The 17,776-nt window shown below is 65.2% G+C and carries 16 protein-coding genes; 3 read left to right on the top strand and 13 right to left on the bottom strand.

Annotation, left to right across the window (positions count from 1 at the left end):
- Position 1: 1 nt before the first annotated feature.
- From ACN0RC_RS12865 to ACN0RC_RS12835, 7 genes are read right to left on the bottom strand one after another with little or no spacing between them, the layout of a single operon-like run.
- Entirely contained in the window at positions 2-2,719 is a 2,718-nt protein-coding gene (locus ACN0RC_RS12865) for a family 78 glycoside hydrolase catalytic domain (RefSeq protein WP_417512317.1), read from the bottom strand.
- Positions 2,716-3,519, bottom strand: coding sequence for a nucleoside hydrolase (locus ACN0RC_RS12860; RefSeq protein ID WP_417512315.1), 804 nt, complete (start codon positions 3,517-3,519; stop codon positions 2,716-2,718). Before ACN0RC_RS12860 ends, ACN0RC_RS12865 begins: the two co-directional genes overlap by 4 nt.
- Positions 3,516-4,991: a family 43 glycosylhydrolase gene (locus ACN0RC_RS12855; RefSeq protein WP_417512314.1), complete on the bottom strand. Its 1,476-nt coding sequence runs from the start codon at positions 4,989-4,991 to the stop codon at positions 3,516-3,518. The genes ACN0RC_RS12860 and ACN0RC_RS12855 overlap by 4 nt, the downstream gene beginning before the upstream one ends.
- Entirely contained in the window at positions 4,988-5,845 is an 858-nt protein-coding gene (locus ACN0RC_RS12850; RefSeq protein WP_417512313.1) for a fumarylacetoacetate hydrolase family protein, read from the bottom strand. The genes ACN0RC_RS12855 and ACN0RC_RS12850 overlap by 4 nt, the downstream gene beginning before the upstream one ends.
- Positions 5,846-5,854: 9 nt before the next feature.
- Complete coding sequence (locus tag ACN0RC_RS12845; protein ID WP_417512311.1) at positions 5,855-6,730, bottom strand: fumarylacetoacetate hydrolase family protein; 876 nt, start codon at positions 6,728-6,730, stop codon at positions 5,855-5,857.
- A 33-nt stretch (positions 6,731-6,763) separates the two neighbouring features.
- Positions 6,764-7,555, bottom strand: a complete 792-nt coding sequence (locus ACN0RC_RS12840; protein ID WP_417512310.1) for an SDR family NAD(P)-dependent oxidoreductase — start codon at positions 7,553-7,555, stop codon at positions 6,764-6,766.
- A gap of 26 nt (positions 7,556-7,581) precedes the next feature.
- Entirely contained in the window at positions 7,582-8,376 is a 795-nt protein-coding gene (locus ACN0RC_RS12835; protein ID WP_417512308.1) for an SDR family NAD(P)-dependent oxidoreductase, read from the bottom strand.
- 94 nt (positions 8,377-8,470) lie between these two features.
- Between ACN0RC_RS12835 and ACN0RC_RS12830 the strand changes: the two genes are divergently transcribed.
- Positions 8,471-9,028: a carboxymuconolactone decarboxylase family protein gene (locus tag ACN0RC_RS12830; protein ID WP_417512307.1), complete on the top strand. Its 558-nt coding sequence runs from the start codon at positions 8,471-8,473 to the stop codon at positions 9,026-9,028.
- A gap of 39 nt (positions 9,029-9,067) precedes the next feature.
- Positions 9,068-9,868 (top strand): IclR family transcriptional regulator, encoded by an 801-nt coding sequence (locus tag ACN0RC_RS12825; protein ID WP_417512306.1) that lies wholly within the window; start codon positions 9,068-9,070, stop codon positions 9,866-9,868.
- 20 nt (positions 9,869-9,888) lie between these two features.
- On the opposite strand, the gene ACN0RC_RS12820 is transcribed toward ACN0RC_RS12825, so the two are convergent.
- Genes ACN0RC_RS12820 through ACN0RC_RS12795 form a run of 6 tightly spaced genes read right to left on the bottom strand, consistent with a single transcriptional unit; the run spans position 9,889 to position 16,596 of the window.
- A complete protein-coding gene (locus tag ACN0RC_RS12820) occupies positions 9,889-10,845 on the bottom strand; it encodes a glycoside hydrolase family 43 protein (RefSeq protein WP_417512305.1) in 957 nt (318 codons plus the stop codon).
- Positions 10,846-10,847: 2 nt separating this feature from the next.
- On the bottom strand, positions 10,848-11,747 hold the full coding sequence (locus ACN0RC_RS12815) for an alpha/beta hydrolase fold domain-containing protein (RefSeq protein ID WP_417512303.1): 900 nt from the start codon (positions 11,745-11,747) through the stop codon (positions 10,848-10,850).
- Between the two features lie 13 nt (positions 11,748-11,760).
- Positions 11,761-13,992 (bottom strand): family 78 glycoside hydrolase catalytic domain, encoded by a 2,232-nt coding sequence (locus tag ACN0RC_RS12810; RefSeq protein ID WP_417512302.1) that lies wholly within the window; start codon positions 13,990-13,992, stop codon positions 11,761-11,763.
- Positions 13,989-15,254 (bottom strand): glycoside hydrolase family 1 protein, encoded by a 1,266-nt coding sequence (locus tag ACN0RC_RS12805; protein ID WP_417512300.1) that lies wholly within the window; start codon positions 15,252-15,254, stop codon positions 13,989-13,991. The genes ACN0RC_RS12810 and ACN0RC_RS12805 overlap by 4 nt, the downstream gene beginning before the upstream one ends.
- Entirely contained in the window at positions 15,247-16,041 is a 795-nt protein-coding gene (locus tag ACN0RC_RS12800) for an alpha/beta hydrolase fold domain-containing protein (protein ID WP_417512298.1), read from the bottom strand. Before ACN0RC_RS12800 ends, ACN0RC_RS12805 begins: the two co-directional genes overlap by 8 nt.
- Positions 16,042-16,050: 9 nt before the next feature.
- Entirely contained in the window at positions 16,051-16,596 is a 546-nt protein-coding gene (locus ACN0RC_RS12795; RefSeq protein ID WP_417512297.1) for a quercetin 2,3-dioxygenase, read from the bottom strand.
- Between the two features lie 145 nt (positions 16,597-16,741).
- Between ACN0RC_RS12795 and ACN0RC_RS12790 the strand changes: the two genes are divergently transcribed.
- Complete coding sequence (locus ACN0RC_RS12790) at positions 16,742-17,680, top strand: LysR family transcriptional regulator (protein WP_417512295.1); 939 nt, start codon at positions 16,742-16,744, stop codon at positions 17,678-17,680.
- Positions 17,681-17,776 lie beyond the last annotated feature (96 nt).

Below are 17,776 nucleotides of genomic sequence, written 5' to 3'. Positions count from 1 at the left end.
ATCACGTGATCTCCGTGAAGACGTTGAGAATGTGGGTCGAGCGACCGGGCAGAAGGGGGATAGTGTCGCCGGTCGGCCCGCGGAGGACGGCGTCGATGCCGTACGGAACGTCGGCGGTGACGGATGCTGCATCCACACTCTTCGTCCATTCGACGCGCAGCGGGCCGAAGGGTGTGCCGACCTGGGCGCGGGCGCTGTCGACACCGCTGTCGAAGTCGGGCGCGAGCGTCGCCGAGCGGTAGCCCGGGGATGTCGAGCGAATGCCGGCGACACGTCGATAGAGCCAATCGTCGACGCTGCCGGGCGCATAGTGGTTGAACGACATCGGCCGGATGGTGCCATCGGGGGCGATCGCATCCCATGACTCCCAAATGGTCGTCGCGTCGTGGTCGACCTCGTACAACCACGACGGCATCTCGTGCTGCCAGAGCAGCCGGTGAGCCACGTCGGCGTGGCCGGTGTCGCAGAGCACATCGAGAAGATACGGCGTCGAGAGGAACCCGGTGTCAAGTCGGTCACCGCGCTGCTCGATCAGCTCGACCAGGCGCGCCGCCGTGTATTCGCGCCGACTCGCGGGCACCATGTCGAACGCCAGCGCGAGCACGTACACGCCCTGCAATCGAAGGGGCAGATCACCCTCGGCATCGATGTACTCAGCGGCGAACGCCGCACGCACATCCGCAGCGTGGACGGCGAACGCGGCAGCATCCGCTTCCTTCCCGAGCACCGCAGCCATCTCGGCGACGATGCTGAGCGTGTTCGCCTGGAACATCGGCGCGACGAACTCGCTCGTCAACGCCGGCGCGATCCCGATCGCTTCGTGTGTGGGCTTGCCCTCCATCGTGCTGGGGGTCAGCCAGTCGCCGAAGTGCGCACCGGTGTTGAAGAGCAGCGCCTGCCTGCGCCGGCGATCGTCGTCGAGATCGTCGTCGTTCAGCGCATGCGGCAGCTCCGCCGCTGCCGCCGTGCGCTGGAAATCGACCCAGTGCACGGCGGCCTCGAAGTTGTCCTCGAGGATACGGCGATCGCCGTAGCGCTCGTACAGTGTCCACGGCACCGTGGCGATGGCATCGCTCCAGCCCGCGGATGCGACGATCGCCCCCACGCCCTGTGCATTCGCTGCAGCCTCGGAGTCGAAGGGTGATCGGGGCGAGAAGATCGGGATGCGTCCGTCGTCGAGCTGATCGGCGCGCAGGTTCTCCAGCCAGCGCGAGAGAAACGGCACCACCTGAGCATTGTTCGTCGCGGCCGCAACGAAGGCTTGGATATCACCGGCCCAGCCGACCTTCTCGCGCTGAGGGCAGTCCATCGGCACCGAGATGAAATTGCCTCGCTGGCTCCACACCACGTTCTGGTGGAGCCTGTTCAGTCGGGCGTCCGAGGTCTCAAAAAGACCGGTCTGCTCGAGATCGCTCGCGAGGACGACGGCGACGATGTCATCGGGGTCGAGCGGCTCGGTGAGACCGCTCACGCGTGCATAGCGGAATCCGTGGAAGGTGAACTCGGGTTCCCACTCGTCATCGCCGCCCGCTGCGATGAACACGTCGGTCTGCTCTTTGTTGATGCCGACGATGTTGGCGAACCACGAACCGTCCGATGCGAGCGTCTCCGTGTGTTCGATCGTGATGCGCTGGCCTGGAGTCGTGGAGTGCAGCCGCACACGGACGCGCCCTGCGATGACCTGACCGAAATCGACGATCACTCCGTCTGCAGTCTCGATGAGCTGCTGCGCTGGCAGCTCGAGCACGCGTCGAATCGGCTCGCCGCTGAAGGGGCGCAGCACCTCGTAACCACCGGTCAGCTGAGTCACCGGGGCCCATCGACTGTCGTCGAATCCCGGCCGGTCCCACCCTTCGGGCACGGCCCGTCGGTCGAACTGCTCGCCGACGAAGAGATCGGCGTAGGCCCAGGGGCCTGATGCGCTGCGCACATCGGGTCCGGATGCCACGACTTCGCTCGTACCATCGACGTAGTCGAGATGCAGCTGCCAGATGGCGGAGAGGCGCGTGCCGAACTGCGCGCTGGAGCCTGTGAGACCGAGCCGCCCTGCCCACCAGCCGTCGGCGAGGGCGATGGCGATGACGTTCTCCCCCACGACGAGCGCGTGGGTGATGTCGTAGCACTGCACCGAGATGCGGTGCTCGTAGGTGTCGGAGCCGGGCGCGAGCACCTGGTCGTCGGCGCGCTGCCCGTTCACGAATGCCGAATACGTGCCTCGCGATGTGGCATACATTCGTGCGCGCACCGGCTTCTCGCGAGCGGTGAAGGAATGGCGCAGCAGCTGCGGCGGGCGCAGTCGCTCCTCAGGTGGGGAGTCGGGCCCGAGGCCGCGGATCCAGTCCACGATGCTCCAGCGCTCTACGACGGCGTCCTCCTGCGCGGGCTCGACCCACGCCGCCTGCCAGTCAGAGACATCGAGGAGCGCGGTCTCAAATGACGATTCCGCCCAGGCTGTCGAGGTGCCATCAGCGAAGCTGCGCACGCGCCAGGAGTACGCGGTGTTCGAGCTCAGCGGCTCGCCGGCATACTCGATGAGCACGGTGTCGGCGGATTCGATACGACCGCTCGCCCACACGGTGCGGTCGCCGGTGATCACCTCGATCTCGTAGCCATCCTGTGCCTGGTCGATGATCCAGGAGAAGCGCGGGACTCGCGCTCCCACCCCGATCGGTGCACTGAGGTATTCGAGCCGAAGGTCCCGGCAGCTCTGCTCACTCATACTCGCCCCCTCAGCAGCGTCAGGAAATCGCCCCAGAGGAGTCGCGGGTCGACGTCCGCGATGATTCTGCGCCCCGGACGCACCACGGCGTCGAGAGTGGGATCGAGTGCAGAGACCGAAACGAGCGCACTGTCACCGAGCGTGAGCGCACCTCGAAGAGTCACGAATGGCGGCACATCGAACAGCTCGTCGACGAGCCAGCGGCCGAGAACGCCTGCTCTGCCGACACCGTCAGCGATCTCAACCAACGAATAGCGAAGCTGCGCATAGTGCTCCCGCGGAATCTGGACTATGTCGAACGCAGACGCGAAGACTTCGGCGGCCGCCGCGGCATCCGTGTCGCGGTTGTACTCGGGCCCCCCGTCGAGAGCACCGCCGATCCACACGAGGCGCACACGGTCCACGAGACCTGCGTCGCAACGAAGAGCTGCCGCGATGTTGGTGAGCGGGCCACCGCAGAGCAGCAGCCGCGGCGCATCATCGAATGAGGCCGACCAGGTCACGAGGGCTTCGGCCGCGGGATTCGCGGCTTCGGCGTCGAGAGATTCTGCACCAGCGATGATCGGCGGAGGCTCGGCCGCTGCCGCGCGATACAAGCCTTCGACTCGAATGACCCCCGCTGCGGCAGTTCGCCCCGCATCCACGCCCGCAAGTGCCGCGAGGTTCGCATCCAGCAGTGACGTCGTGATGAGTTCGACCCGCACCGCATCACCCACGAGCAGGTGCGCAAGCGACACGAGCCCGTCCGGATCGCCTGCGAAGTCATTGTCGACGGCAACGCGCCACGCTGATTCAGTCACGCGATTCCCTCGTATCGCACGTCGGCGAATCGCACCGGACCGCGGATCGAGTACAGCCCCAGCACCCGTCCAGTGAATGACTCGGTGGTTTCGAAGCTCCAGTACCTGCCGTCGAGTTCAACGAGGAGCACCTCATCGTCCGGTGCATCAGCGTGTGCCACCACCAGCTGAATTCGGTCGCCACCGGTTTCCGGGCGCGGACGATCGCCGCGGGGAAGCCGAGTGCGGATGGTCAGCACGACCTCACCGGCCCCGAGTTCGGCGGTCTGTTCGTACACGAATCCAGACAACGCGGCGCGCGCGGTCACCCGGATGCTGTCGCCGATGAGTTCCGCTTGGATGGCGAACCAGTGCACGTCGGAATGACGCCCTGCAATACCGCCTGTCCCCTCGGAGACATTGACGCGGGCGGAGAACACCGCCGCATGATGCTGCTGTCGGCGACCGACGAAACACGGACGCAGATCACCCAGGTCCGTCCCGTGGCCGCGGAGGATCACTCGACCCTGATCGGCCTGTACGAGCTCGGAGGGAGTCTGACGCACCGCGATCCAGCCCTGCTCGTCCAATGGACGCGCCGGATCAAGGGTTTCGGCGATGGCATCGGGCGAAGCGTCGACGAGGATCGGCCTAGGCCGTGGCCAACCGTCCACCCAGTCGACCGTGGTGAGGAACGTCTCGCGTCCGAGCGGCGAGAAAGCACGGGTGAATCCGACCGGGCGAACACCCAGTGCGACCAGAGCCGTTCCGCCATCCGGCGTTTCGACAAGATCCGCATGGCCGACGTTCTGCACGGGCGCGCCGGTGCTGCGCGCGCTCAGAATCGGGTTGTCGACGCACCCCTCGAACGGCCCGCTCGGGGACGGACCTCTGGCGATGCTCACTGCGTGACCGCGCTCAGTACCCCCCTCGGCGATGAGCAGATACCAGTCGTTTCCCCGCTGGTACAGATGCGGACCTTCCGGAGCGTGCAGCCCCGTGCCGGACCAGAGCCCGCGCGGCTCCTCGAGCGCTCCTCCTGTTTCGAGATCGACACGCACCTGGCGGATGCCCTGACCCATTACGGCATACGTCACGTAGGCCGTTCCGTCGTCGTCCCACGCGAGGTCGGGATCGATGCCGTCGACTGCCGGAATGACGACGCCGTCCGACCATGGGCCCTCCGCAGCATCCGCAGTGAAGACGACGCATCCGCGTGCGTTGAACATCACGCTGACGATGACATGGAATCGTCCGTCGTGGTGACGGATCGTCGGCGCCCACGCACCGCCCGGCGTCGGCGATTGCGCGATCCCGACCTGCTTCTCACGCGTTGCGACATGTCCGATGAGCTCCCACGACTCGAGATCCGCGCTGCGATAGATCGGCAAGGCGGGGAGGTACTCGAACGTCGACGTGACGAGGTAGTAGACGCCGTCGACGCAAACGATGCTCGGGTCCGGATTGAAGCCGGGAAGGATCGGATTTCTCACTGCGACGCAGTCGCGGAGAAACGCGTGACCAGTGTGCCGATACCCTCGATCTCGCTGACCAGCACATCGTCCGGTGCGATGAACCGCTGCGGCGTGCGGCGGTTTCCGATCCCGGAGGGTGTTCCGGAGAAGATGATGTCCCCTGGCAGCAGCGGGCAGACGGCCGAGAGCCGCACGAGCAGTTCTGGAACGTCGTAGAGCATCATGCCTGTGCGCGAAGACTGCATCTCCTCGCCGGAAAGACTGCAGGAGATCGCGAGGTCGTCACGATCGGTGAACTCGTCCGATGTCACGAGCCATGGCCCTGTCGGCCCGAAGCCGGGGAAGGACTTGCCGAGACTGAACTGCGGCGCTGAGCCCTGCAGCTGGGTGATGCGCTCGGAGATGTCCTGCCCGATCGTCAGACCGGCGACATGATCCCACGCACTCTCCCGATCGACCTTGTGCGCCTTCTTGCCGATCACCACGACGAGTTCGACCTCCCAATCGACATGGCCTTCGGGCAGTTCGACGACGACATCCGGACCGACGATCGACGACGGGAACTTCGTGAACGTCACCGGCATCGAGTCCGGCGGATAGCCGGCCTCAGCCGCATGTTCGGCATAGTTCAGGCCGATCGCGAAGACCTGGCGCGGGCGCGGGACGGGGGCGCCGAACACCTGCTCCGCGACGAGAGTCCCGTCGCGGAGCTCTGCGGATGCCGCCCACTGCGTGAACGCCGCCCAGTCATCGAACAGCGACTGCGGGTCCGGACCGAACCTGCCATCGGATGCCTCTGCGACATCGATCATCCTGGCATCGGCCGTGCCGTCGACGAGGACGGCACGGCCAGCGAGGTTTGCGACTCTCACAGGTACGCCTTACCAGTCGACGCGCTGCGGAGCGGGCTTACCGTAGCGGTCTTCCCACGAGATAACGGTGTTGTTCAGCGTTCCGATCCCGGTGATCTCCGCTTCGATCTTGTCACCCGGCTTCAGATAGAAGTCGAACGGGTCCGGCTGCACCGCAGCCACACCAGAGATCGTCCCCGTCGTGATGATGTCGCCCGCCGAGTAGATCTGCGGCGAGTGATATGCAACGAGGTGCGGGAACTTGATCCGGGTCTGGTTCGTGTTGCCCTGCTGGCGCACTTCGCCGTTCACGCGCAGCTGCATGGGAAGCTCGTGCATGTCAGGCACCTCGTCGCGCGTGACGATCCAGGGACCGATGGGGCAGAACGTGTCGATCCCCTTGCTGAACGAGAACACGCCCGACTCCATCTCCTTGCGCTGGATGTCCCGCGCGGTGATGTCGTTGAACACCGTGAAGCCGGCGATGTAGTCATCGGCCTCATCCGGGCCGAAGAACTTGCCCGACTTGCCGATGATGATTCCCAGCTCAAGCTCATAGTCAAGCTCTCGCGTGAGGCCCTCTGGGTAGACGATGTCATCGCCCGGGCCGATGATGGCGTCGACGTTCTGGAAGAAGACGATGCCCTTGTGTACGGGATGCGACCAGTCGACGGCGGTCAATTCGTTGTGGTGATCGGCGAAGTTTCCGGCGGTGTGGAAGAACTTCTTCGGACGGATCGGCGCCTCGAGCTTCACGTCGGCGTACGCAAGGCGCTCGCCGGTCTCGCGGACGTCGCCGCCGCGCTCGAAGTACTCCCGCGTCGAGGGTACGTCCAGTTCGATGACGGTGCCCTCTTCGAGCTCGAGCCGGCCCACGCGGCCGCCGTTGAATGTGATGAGCTTCATGGTTTCTCTCTCCTGTGTGATCTCGGGCGACGCTTAAGCGCCGACCATGTTGAAGCCGCCATCGGCGAGCATGTAGCCACCGGTGAGGTGGGCCGCTTCGTCCGTCGCCAGCCAGAGGCAGGCACCTGTGACGAACTCCGGCGGCGGGATGACACCCATCGGCGTCTGCGAAAGCAGCACCTCGCGACGACCGTTCTTCCAGTCCTCACGGTTGAGGAGCCGCTCGGTCTCCATGAAGCCAGGGGCGAAGGTGTTCACCCGCACAGCAGGCGCGAACGCCTTCGCGTAAGACTTGGTGATACCGAGGATCGCGTATTTCGCCGCCGCGTACTGCGGAGCACGCGCAGAACCGCGGACGATCACCGTCGACCCGACCTGCACGATGTTGCCGTGCCCCTGTGCGAGCATCCGTTCACCGAACTCATGCGTCATGAGCAGCGTGCCCTTGACGTCGATGTCGATGACGGCGTCGAGCGCTTCCTGGGTGAGCTCTTCCCACCCCATCTGCTCGCTGGAGACATCACCGACGTTGTTGACCAGCACATCGAGCGTGCCGAACGCGTCGAAGACCTCGTCGGCCATGCGCTTGATCTGCTCCCAGGAGCCGATGTCGGCCTGCACGAGAATGCCATCGCTGCCTGCTTCGCGAATGCGCTCGAGCGTGCGCTCGGCACCGGCAGTGGACGAGCGGTAATGGACGGCAACCTTGGCGCCCTCCTGGGCCGCGCGGACGGCGATCTCGGCGCCGAAGCCCGTGCCAGCGCCCGTGACGAGCACGGTCTTTCCCGCGAAGCGGGGGAAGATCTGCGGGGTGGTATCAGTCATCTGTCTCTCCTATCAGGTACGAATTCTCAGACGAGCGTGCGTCCGCCGTCGATGTACATCACGTGGCCGGTGATGAACCCTGCGTGACGCGACGACAGGAACAGCGCGGGTCCGGTCAGCTCATCAGGTGTGCCGAGCCTGCCCGCGGGCACCAGACTCTCAAGGTCTTCTCTCTTGCCGGGCTTTGCGAGTTCGCCAGCCGTGAGGGGCGTCTCGATATAGCCCGGTGCCAGTGCATTCACGGTGACGCCGTGGGCTGCCCACTCCCGCGCCATGACGCGCAGAAGCTGGTTGATGCCCCCCTTGGATGCCGCGTACGGACCGTGCGAGTGATGCGCGAGCAGCCCGGAGACGCTGGACAGCGCGAGCACGCGACCGAAGCCCTGCGCGACCATATGGCGTCCGGCCGCCTGCACAAGGCCGAAGACCGTCGAGAGGTTGACCTGCAGAATGTGGTCCCACTCGTCCTCGGTGAAGTCGAGGATGGGCCGACGGTCATTGATGCCGACCGCGTGCAGCACGACTTCGAGCCCACCGAACTCGGCGATGACATCGGAGACGATGCGTGCACCTGCGCCATGCACGGTGAGATCGGCGTCGACGAGCAGGTGAGGAGCGCCGAGCGATGCGAGTTCGGCACCGAGCGCGTCGAGCGCGGCACGATCCCGGTCGACGACGGCGACGGATGCTCCCGCAGCCGCGTACGCCAGTGCGCACGCACCCCCGATGCCGCCCGCACCAGCGATGAGGACGCGCGAGCCGGACAGGCCCAGCCAGCTCGCATCTGTGACCGCAGCTGCCGCGGTGTCCAGGTCAGTCATAAGGTCCTGTTTTCCATAGTTCATCCTCTGAAAGTTGCTTTCATTGATTGAATGTATGCTGAGAACGTCGATCCGTCAACCCGAAGGGCACCGCATGACCGGCCGCATCCCGTCGCTCCCCCCGGAATCCCTGGGAGAAGATCAGCGCGCGCTCTATGACGCCATCACAGGCGGGCCCCGCGCCCAGGGGCCCCAGCATTTCGCTTTGACGCGCGAAGACGGCTCTCTGCGTGGCCCGTTCAATGCGCTGCTGCTTTCGCCCGCACTCGGTTCGGCCCTGCAATCCGTCGGAGCCGCGATCCGTTATGAAGGAACGCTCAGCGCCCGAGCACGAGAGATCGCCATCCTCCTCGTGGCCGCGGAATGGGACAGCGCGTTCGAGCGGGAGTCGCACGAAGCCGTGGGCGCCGCCGCCGGACTGACGATCGAGGAGCTCCGTGCACTGCGCGACGGAACCACATCGCTCTTCACGGGTGAAGAAGGAGTCGTCGCGCGCGTCGTCTCCCAACTCGCACGCGGCGATCTCGACGATGAGACCTGGAACGAGGCGACCGCGGCACTCGGAGCCCAGACCGTTTTCGAGTTGACGACGCTCGTCGGCTACTACGCAACCCTCGCATTGCAACTGCGCGTCTTCGGCGTCGAGGACTGATGTTGCGGCGATCCGATCATGAAGATACGGTTTCACACGATGAAAACTGACGATCAGACAGACGCGTCCGCATCGCCGAGCCGATACCGGATCGAGGCGCTCGCTAAGGGCCTCGCCGTGATGCGGCTGTTCGACGAATCGGTGACGTCGTTGAAGCTGCGCGAGATCTGCGATCGCACCGGCATCCCGATGCCGACGGCCTTCCGCGTCGTCGCCACTCTCGAGGAGGACGGATTCCTCGAGCGCCTTCCGGACGGCGCCATCCGCCCCGGAGTCGCCGTTCTGACCCTGGGATCGGCAGCGCTTCGTGGATCGAGCATCGTTCAGGTGAGCGAACAGCCGCTGCGCCGTCTCGCGGAAGAGACCGGTGAGACCGTCAATCTCGGTGTTCTCCTCGGCGACCAGGTGCTCTACCTCGTACGGCTGCGCAACTCGGATCTCGTCACGGCCAACATTCAGGTCGGATCCACGCTTCCCGCCGCGTACACGTCGATGGGCAAGCTTCTGCTGGCCTACCTCGACGATGACGCCCTGCGTACGACGCTCTCCGGACACGACTTCGCGCTGCACGCCGGACCCAACGCCGTATCGTCGTTCGAGGAGCTGCGTTCGCACCTCGGCGAGATCCGCGAGCAGGGATACGCGCTTCAGGACCAGGAGCTCGCGGCAGGTCTGCGATCGGTGTCGGTGCCGCTGTTCGGGCGCGATGCGACTCCCGCCGCGGCGATCAACATCGCCGTATCGTCGACGCGGCATGATGTCGACTCGCTGCGGGGTCCGTTGCGGGAGCGCATGCAGGCGACGGCAGATGACATCTCGAAACGCCTGCGCGCGATCTGAGCCGAAGAGCAGTGGGGGCATCAGGCATCCTGAGTCCGTTCTTCATCCACGAGTTCGATACCGACGTCTGTGAATCTGACATCGATGAGCTTCACACGTTCCCAGGGGCTGTCGTTCGGGTGGTGGAATACGAGCCGAGTTGCGCCGCTCGACGTCGTGAGAACCATCCCGTGACCGCCATTGCGCGCCCACAAGGGTCTCGGGTTCTGCTCCCACGGACCGAGGATGCTCCCGGTGACCGAGCGGGCGACTCCCATCGCATAGCCCTCTTCGCCGTAACTCGACCAGAGCATGAGGAGTGCACCGTCCGGGGCGCGAACGAGAAACGCTCCATCGGTGAACAACGGGTCCTCAGCGAGATTCAGCTGCGGCGGAGGTCCGACGCCGTCAGGGAATCGCAGTGGCCTGCTCCATGGTGCCGACGACGCGCGGAAGAGAAGGTGCGGCTCTTCGGCCGGCGCCCGCAGGTCATCCGTGAGGCGCAGTGTCCACATCTCACCGTCGGCGAGCCCCGGATCGCCTCCCCGCGCCCCCTCGGCGCCTCTGCTGTAGACCAGCCACGGAGCGCCCGCGTCATCGACGAACAGCGTGCCGTCCAGGCAGGGGAGCTCGGCGGGCGTGACCGGGCCATCGCTCCACGGCACATAGGGACCCGTCGGCTCCTCGGCGACCAGCACCGCGACGCCGCGCGACCGAGTATCTGATGAGGCGAACGTCGCGAACAGGAAGAATCGGCCGCCATACCGATGGACTTCAGGAGCCCAGAACTGCGTGTCGGCCCAGAACCCCTCGGGGGGCCGAAAGGCAGCGATGGGGCCCTCCCATTCTTCGAGATCATCGCTCGTGTAGCAGTCGAATCCGGTAGCGGGACCACCCCACACGTTCTCGTCAGTCGTGCCGAACAAGACGAACGATCCGGGAGCTGCTTCGAGGATGAATGGATCGCGCATGCGGATCTCGGAGCGTCGTCGCGCCACCGTCATCGCTCCCGGTAGTCCTGAGTCACCGCGTCAGTCAGCAGAGCGAGGGTTCGCTCTGCGGCAGGATGACCGACCTCATTGAGGTAGCCGTGCATCGCACCGCGCTGTCGCACAACGTGCACATCCACACTGGCGGTGGCGAGTTCTGCTGCGAAAGCCTCACCTGATGCCCGGAGGCTGTCCAGCTCGGCATTGACGATGAGCACAGGCGGCAAGCCGACCAGGTTCCGCCCTCCAGGAAAGGCATACCCCTCGGGGTCCCCGGCATCGGGAAGGTAATTGCGATTGATCGCCGCGCGAGCCTCGGGGGTGAAGATCCTGGCAGGTGGAACGTCTCTCAGCAGCGCGCGCAGCTCGTCGTTCGCCGGCACGATGCCGTCATGCAGTGAGGGGTACACCAGTCCGAGGACGCTCGGCAGGCTCGTCGCCCTGTCACGCAACCGCATCGCCGCCCCGGCCGAGAGGTTGGCTCCGGCACTGGCGCCTCCCAACGCGACCCTGGCCGGATCGGCGCCGTAGCGAACCGCGTTATCCACTGCCCAGTCGAACGCCGCCACGATCTGCAGCGACGCGACAGGAAATCGTGCACGCGGTCCGGCGGCATCAGCTTCGGCGCGCAACTGCTCGGGCGAGGGGAAATCTGCATCAGAATCAGGGGGGCTGAGTCGATCGAGCGCGTCAAGCGGAGCGAGCGTGTAATCGACGGATGCCACAGTGATCCCGGCCGCGCTGAGGCGCCGACCGACCTGATCCGCTTCGGGCATGTCCAAGGTGCCGAACATGAAGGCTCCACCGTGGAGCCAGACCAGCATGCTCCCGTTGGGCTCGGCTGCGGGGTAGATCCGCAGCGCATAGTCGTAACCGGCAGCCTTCAGTGCAACTTCATGAATCTCACTCATCGCCTCACCTCTCTTATCGGCGGTGCGTTCCCGCACCGATGATCTCCTCGTTGCGTCCTGGAAGACGCAGAACAGCCTCGGTTCCTTCTGGCACAGTGACCTCTGCGGTCAGACCTGCAGCGTCATCAGCATCCCAGCGCACCCTCACGAGCCCGTGCGGCGTCTGCAGACTCGCATCAGCCCAGGTCAGGTCGCCACCGGGCTGCGGGGCGATGAGAATGCGACGGTAACCGGGTTCGAGCGGCTCGATACCGCCGATCCTGCGATGCATCCAGTCTGCGACCGCGCCGAAGGCGTAGTGATTGAAACTCGTCATCTCACCGGGATTGATCGTGCCGTCGGGCAGCATCGAATCCCAACGCTCCCAGATCGTCGTCGCACCCATCGTGACGGGGTAGAGCCACGACGGCATCTCTCGTTCGAGCAGCAGCCCGTACGCCTCATCGAGATGGCCGGTGTCGCTGAGCGCATCGAGGATGAACGGCGTACCGGCGAACCCTGTGCTGACACGATAGTCCGCCGCTCGCACGAGTTCGGCGAGCCTGTCGCCCGCGGAGTCGGCCTCTGGCCCTTCAAGGATGCCGAAGACGATCGCGAGCGCGTATACGGTGGCGCTGTCGCTGAGAATCACTCCCGATCCATCGACGTAGTGGGTGCGAAACGCCGCCCCCACTCGCTCCCGCATCGCAGCGAACTCTGACGCACCGGCGAGATCGCCGAGCGCCTCCGCCGCGTGCGCGAGGATGGATGCCGTTCGAAACGCCGATGCGGTCGCAACGACGCCGGTATCGGCTTTGGACCGACCAGGGTCGTCGGCCGGAGCATCCGGGTCCAGCCAGTCGCCGAACTGGAATCCGGTGTCCCAGAGTCCGGTCGGCGAAAGTGCACGCGCGACGCTGCGGGCATGCGCAGCCATCAGCGGATACGCAGTACGCAGAGAATCTTCGTTTCCGTAGGCTCGCCACAGCGCCCACGGCACCCACGCGGCGGCGTCTCCCCAGACCGCCGTCGCCCCCGGCTCGGGAAACCCGGTGTCGAGATATTTCATGACATTCGGCACAACAACCGGAACGGTGTGCTCCGGGGTGGCGGAGCGCTCCAGCTCCATGTCCGTAAGCCAGTCGCACAGGAAGTCGTCGACATCACACAGATAGGCGGCCGTTGACGCAAAGACCGCGAGGTCGCCGGTCCACCCCAGTCGCTCGTCGCGTTGAGGACAATCGGTGGGCACGCTCAAGAAGTTACCTCTCATACCCCACCGGACGTTCTCGTGCAGTCGGTTCAGAAGCGGGTCAGAGCATGAGAATGTACCGATGGGACGAAGATCGGATGCGACGACGATGGCCGTCAGGGCGTCATGATCGACTTCTCCCGGCCATCCGCTCACCTCGACGTATCGGAAACCGTGAAACGTGAGGGTGGGTTCGAAGACGTCATCGGACCCGCTCAGGATGAAGCGATCGGTGGCCTCCGCCGCTCGGAGCGGACGCGTACCGAGCTCGTCGTCCTCGAGCACCTCCGCGTGCCGGAGCACGACCTCACTGCCTCGCTCGCCGCGTATCCGCAGCCGGACGAACCCGACGAGGTTCTGCCCGAAGTCGACCAGTGTTTTGCCCGCAGGCGACGTCCAGGTCCGCTGAGCGGAGAGCTCCCCCACTCGCCGCACGGGTTCAGAGACACGCGATTCGAGCAGCTCGGTGTCGAACGGCACCGCGCGCACCCCGCCCCACGACGTGTCGTCGAAGCCGGGCCTCGTGCACTGGTCATCTCGCAACCGCGCATCAATGGTCTCACCGTTGTACAGGTCGTCGGCAAGGACTTCACCGGTGCTCGAACGCCAGGACTCATCTGTCACGATGTGCTGGGCATGCCCGTCCTCGAATTCGATGCGCAGATCCGCATACGCGGCACGCTCGTGGCCGTACACCTCACGCTGCCCGGTGAAGCCGAGATGACCGGAGTACCAACCGTGCCCGACTCTGAGCACGAGTGCGTTCTGGCTGGTGACCAGCGCAGTGACGTCATGCTCGACGAGGCGAATGCGCCATTCGTAGCTGGTCCACCCCGGCGCCAGCAGTTCGTCCGAAGTCGGCTCCCCATTCAGCCACGCTTCGACTATGCCAAGAGCGCTCAGCGACAGAGTGGCACGGATGACCTTGCCATGACCATGGTCGAGCGAGAACGCTGTCCGCAACAAGGGCGCCGCGAGAGCCACCTCAGCAGGACTGATCATGATCGCCGTCATGACGTCGATGTCCGCGCGACGAGCGGCTCGAGGTTCGCGCGGACGATCTCCGCGTAGCGGTGCGCGCTCGGCTTGGGCGTGCGCACGAACGTCTCTCGGTCGAACTCATGCAGGCCGAACCGCGGGGCGTATCCGAAGATCCACTCGAAGTTGTCGATCAGCGACCAGTGCAGATAGCCGAGGACGGGAGTGCGTTCGGCCATCGAATCGAGCAGCCCATCGATCGACGCTGCGGTGAACTCTGCACGCACCGCGTCCTCGGTCGTACTGATGCCGTGCTCAGTGACGAATACCGGTTTGCCGCTGCGCTGGTGGGCGTACTCGACGGCACCACGCAGAGACGCAGGAGCAACCGCCTGTCCGGATTGATTGCGCAACGCATCGGCCGGGGCAGGCATCTCCCCCTCGGGCCCGTAAGTGAGCTGCTCGTAGTTCTGGACCCCGATGAAATCATCGCCCTGAGCCAGATCCAACCAGTGGTCGTAGATCTCCGCTCGCTTACGGTCGCGGATCGTTTCTCCGCCCGCAAGGGCGACATCGTCAACCATCGCGATCGACAGGCCCACCGGAAGATCCGCACGTTCGGCCTTGACCGCTGCGCGTGCCGCGAGGTGCCCTCTGGTCATTCCCTCCTGGGTCGCCTCGAAGTCCTCGGGAATCATGACGTTGGCAGTCCGATATCGCTCGACTCCGGCAGCGCGGCTGGCTGCATCGAGAGTCGCACGGCTAGCTTCATGCACGGCCTCGGGGAGGATCCAGCTCAGCAGATGCGGCAGGTTCGGTTCGTTGAGAGTGACTGCGGCGGCGACGCGGTCACCCAGGCGGGCCGTGACTGCGGCACAGAACCGGGCGAACCGATCGGGCATGTCTGGATCAAGCCATCCGCTTCGCGCTGCGACCCAGTGCGGCAGGGTGAAGTGGCTGAAGGTGAGGACCGGCGAGATCCCCCGGGCGAGGCACCCATCGACCATGCGCTCGTAGTGGTCGAGCGCAGACTTATCGATAACGCCTTCCTCCGGTTCGATCCGCGCCCACTCGGTGGAGAAGCGGAAGGCATTCAGCCCGAGGTTCGCAACGAGATCAAGGTCGGTCTCCCACAGCTCCCAGCTGTTGCACGCTTTGCCCGAGCGCTCTGCGAAGACGGTGGGCTCCACGTTCTCGAGGAACCACGTGTCGCTGTTGGTGTTGTCCCCTTCGACCTGGTGGCCGGCAACAGAGGCCCCCCAGAGGAAAGCGGGAAAAAGCGGGGAAGTTTCAGACATCGGTGTCCTTAGTGTCGAGGCGTGTCACGCGCCGGGTGAAGTCAATAGCAGAGTCGAAGAGCGGGGCGGTGTCTGCCACACCTTGCCAGAAGTGTTGTCCGCCCTGCACGCGGTGCAGATGCGCGGGGACGCCGTGAGCGTCCAGCGCACTCAGAAGCTCTTCACTCTGCGCGATCGGCACGTGAGTGTCGGCAGTGCCGTGTGCGATGTGGAATGGCGGCGCCTGCGGGTGCACTTGAAGCGCTGGGCTGGCCGCACGAGCAAGATCAGGATTCTGCATGGCGGGCCCACCGAGCCACCGCGCCTCCCTGGTGGCCTCTGCCGTTTCCCGCGTGTCGTATTCGGCCATCGTGAAGAGGTCTGCGGGTCCGAACCAGTCGACGACCCCGGCAATGTCGTCCCTGCGGAGTCCGGCGAGAGCGGCGATCGTGGCACCTGCTGAGACACCCCAGAGCACGATTCGCGACGCGTCCACGCCGTAGGCACCGCTGTGTTCCTGCAACCATGCGAGCGCAGCATCCACGTCGTCCAGCTGAGCGGGGAAGCATGCTTCCCCGCTCAATCGGTATTCGCAGGATGCCACGGCAAGACCTGCCGCGACGATGCGATCGAAGGAGTCTGCATCTGCAATCCCCGGGGTGAAGACCTTGCGACTACCGCGAAGAAACCCGCCACCGTGTAAAAACACGACCAGCGGCGCACCCTCGATGTCGGGGGTGCGCAGATCAAGCGACAGCGGTCGGTATCCGTCCTGCTGCGCCACGTCGACTTCGCGGAAAGAGGTCACGGTTCGCGGTCAGTCCCTGAACTGGAAGTCAGGCATGAACTGAGTGGCGTACTTCTCGCCGGCAGCACGCATAACCTCGAACGGCGGCACATAGAGACCCTCAGGCTCGGTGACGTCGGTCTTCTGTCCGATCGCGTGGAAGAAGCGCTCGAAGCCGGCGGTTCCCGCACCGAACACCGTCGTGGTGTTCTCGATCTTGAAGGCGTGCACGATGCCCGCGGGCACGAACGCGAAGTCACCTGTCACGAGCGTGGTCTTGCTGTGGTAATCGGCCTGGTCATCCATCCATACCGAGATCTCGCCGTCGACGACGTAGAAGAACTCGTGAGTCTGATGGTGAACGTGCCCGGGGATCCGATCACCCATCCGTGCCTTCATCGTCCACGCGCCGTACTGGTCGCTGGTCTCGTCACCAGAGGCGAGGATCGTGAACAGCTGGTCGAAGACGAGCGAGCGCTCGCCTTCGCCGTTGCCGAGCACATACGGCTTCGGAGCGGCGGGCAAGACGCCGGCGAAGGCGACCTTATCGGGGTCATCGAGGGCGAATATGGTCATGCTTACCTCCTTGAAAGCAAACCCCGCAGAGCGGGACTGGGGCGCGCCGGTGCGGCTCCCTATACCTGTCTAGTCTTGGCCGCGCAGATGCCGAAAGGAAGTTCGAAGTAGCTACTTGACGTTAGGCTCGGGCTAATATCAGGGCATGGACATCTCGATCCCCGTCATCCGATACTTCTGTGTGCTCGCCGAAGAGCTGCACTTCGGGAGATCCGCTGAGCGTCTGAACATCACGCCGCCGTCACTCAGCCAGCAGATCAGCCGACTCGAGCGCCAGGTGGGCGTTAAGCTCTTCGACCGCAGCCCGCGCAGCGTCGAACTCACCGCTCACGGCCGTGAGCTTCTGCCGCTCGCCCGCCGACTGCAGGACGACCACGACCAGGTGCTTGACTGGGGACGGCGGATCCGCCAGCAAGCCGAAGCGCCGGGGCTGCGCGTCGGCGTGGTCGCCGCCGGTGCGGGCACGCTCACCACAGCAGTCATCGCAGCCACGCTGCAGCGGATTCCGAACGCCCGCATCGAGATGCGCCGGATGGGCTTCTTCGAGGTCTTCCACGAGCTCGAAGCTGGTCGCGTGGACGTCGTGTTCGCACCTCCAGTACCGTCACCGCCGCGCATCCGCTCGGAGCCGATGTGGCAGGAGCCGCGTGTGCTCGTGGTGCGCAACGACCACCGGTTCGCTGGGCGTGCGGAGATGTCGATCGACGAGACGTCAGACGAGGTGTTCGTCACGGTCGGCTCCGGTCCTGCCGAGGTTGTGGACTGGTGGGTCGTCGACCCGCGCCCGGACGGCACGCACCCCCGACGAGGACCAACGGCGGACAGCGTTGAAGGGCTTCTCGAACTCGTCGCCGCCGGCGCAGGCGTCAACATAGCAGGAGAGTCGGCCGCGCACCACTACCGTCGCCCCGAACTTTCCTTCATTCGGATCGCCGACATCCCGCCGGCACGCATCCACCTGCTGAGCCTGCGCGACAATCGCAGCCCCGTGGTGCAGACGTTCCGTGCCACCGCCCGCGATCTCTCGCCGCTCGATGACAACGGAGAGCTGCGCGAACCGATTCCAGCCTTAGACGCAAGCTAACGGGCGGCCGCCTTCGCCTCATCCCGCAGCAGTTGGCGCGGGCGTGAACATTGCCGGTCAGAGTGCCAGCGCGCACTATCGCCGAGACGAACTTGC

The organism is Microbacterium sp. (genome assembly GCF_048259935.1).
Taxonomy (GTDB): domain Bacteria; phylum Actinomycetota; class Actinomycetes; order Actinomycetales; family Microbacteriaceae; genus Microbacterium.
The sequence above is the reverse complement of the archived record's forward strand: the minus strand, read 5'-3'. Positions and strand labels throughout refer to the sequence as shown.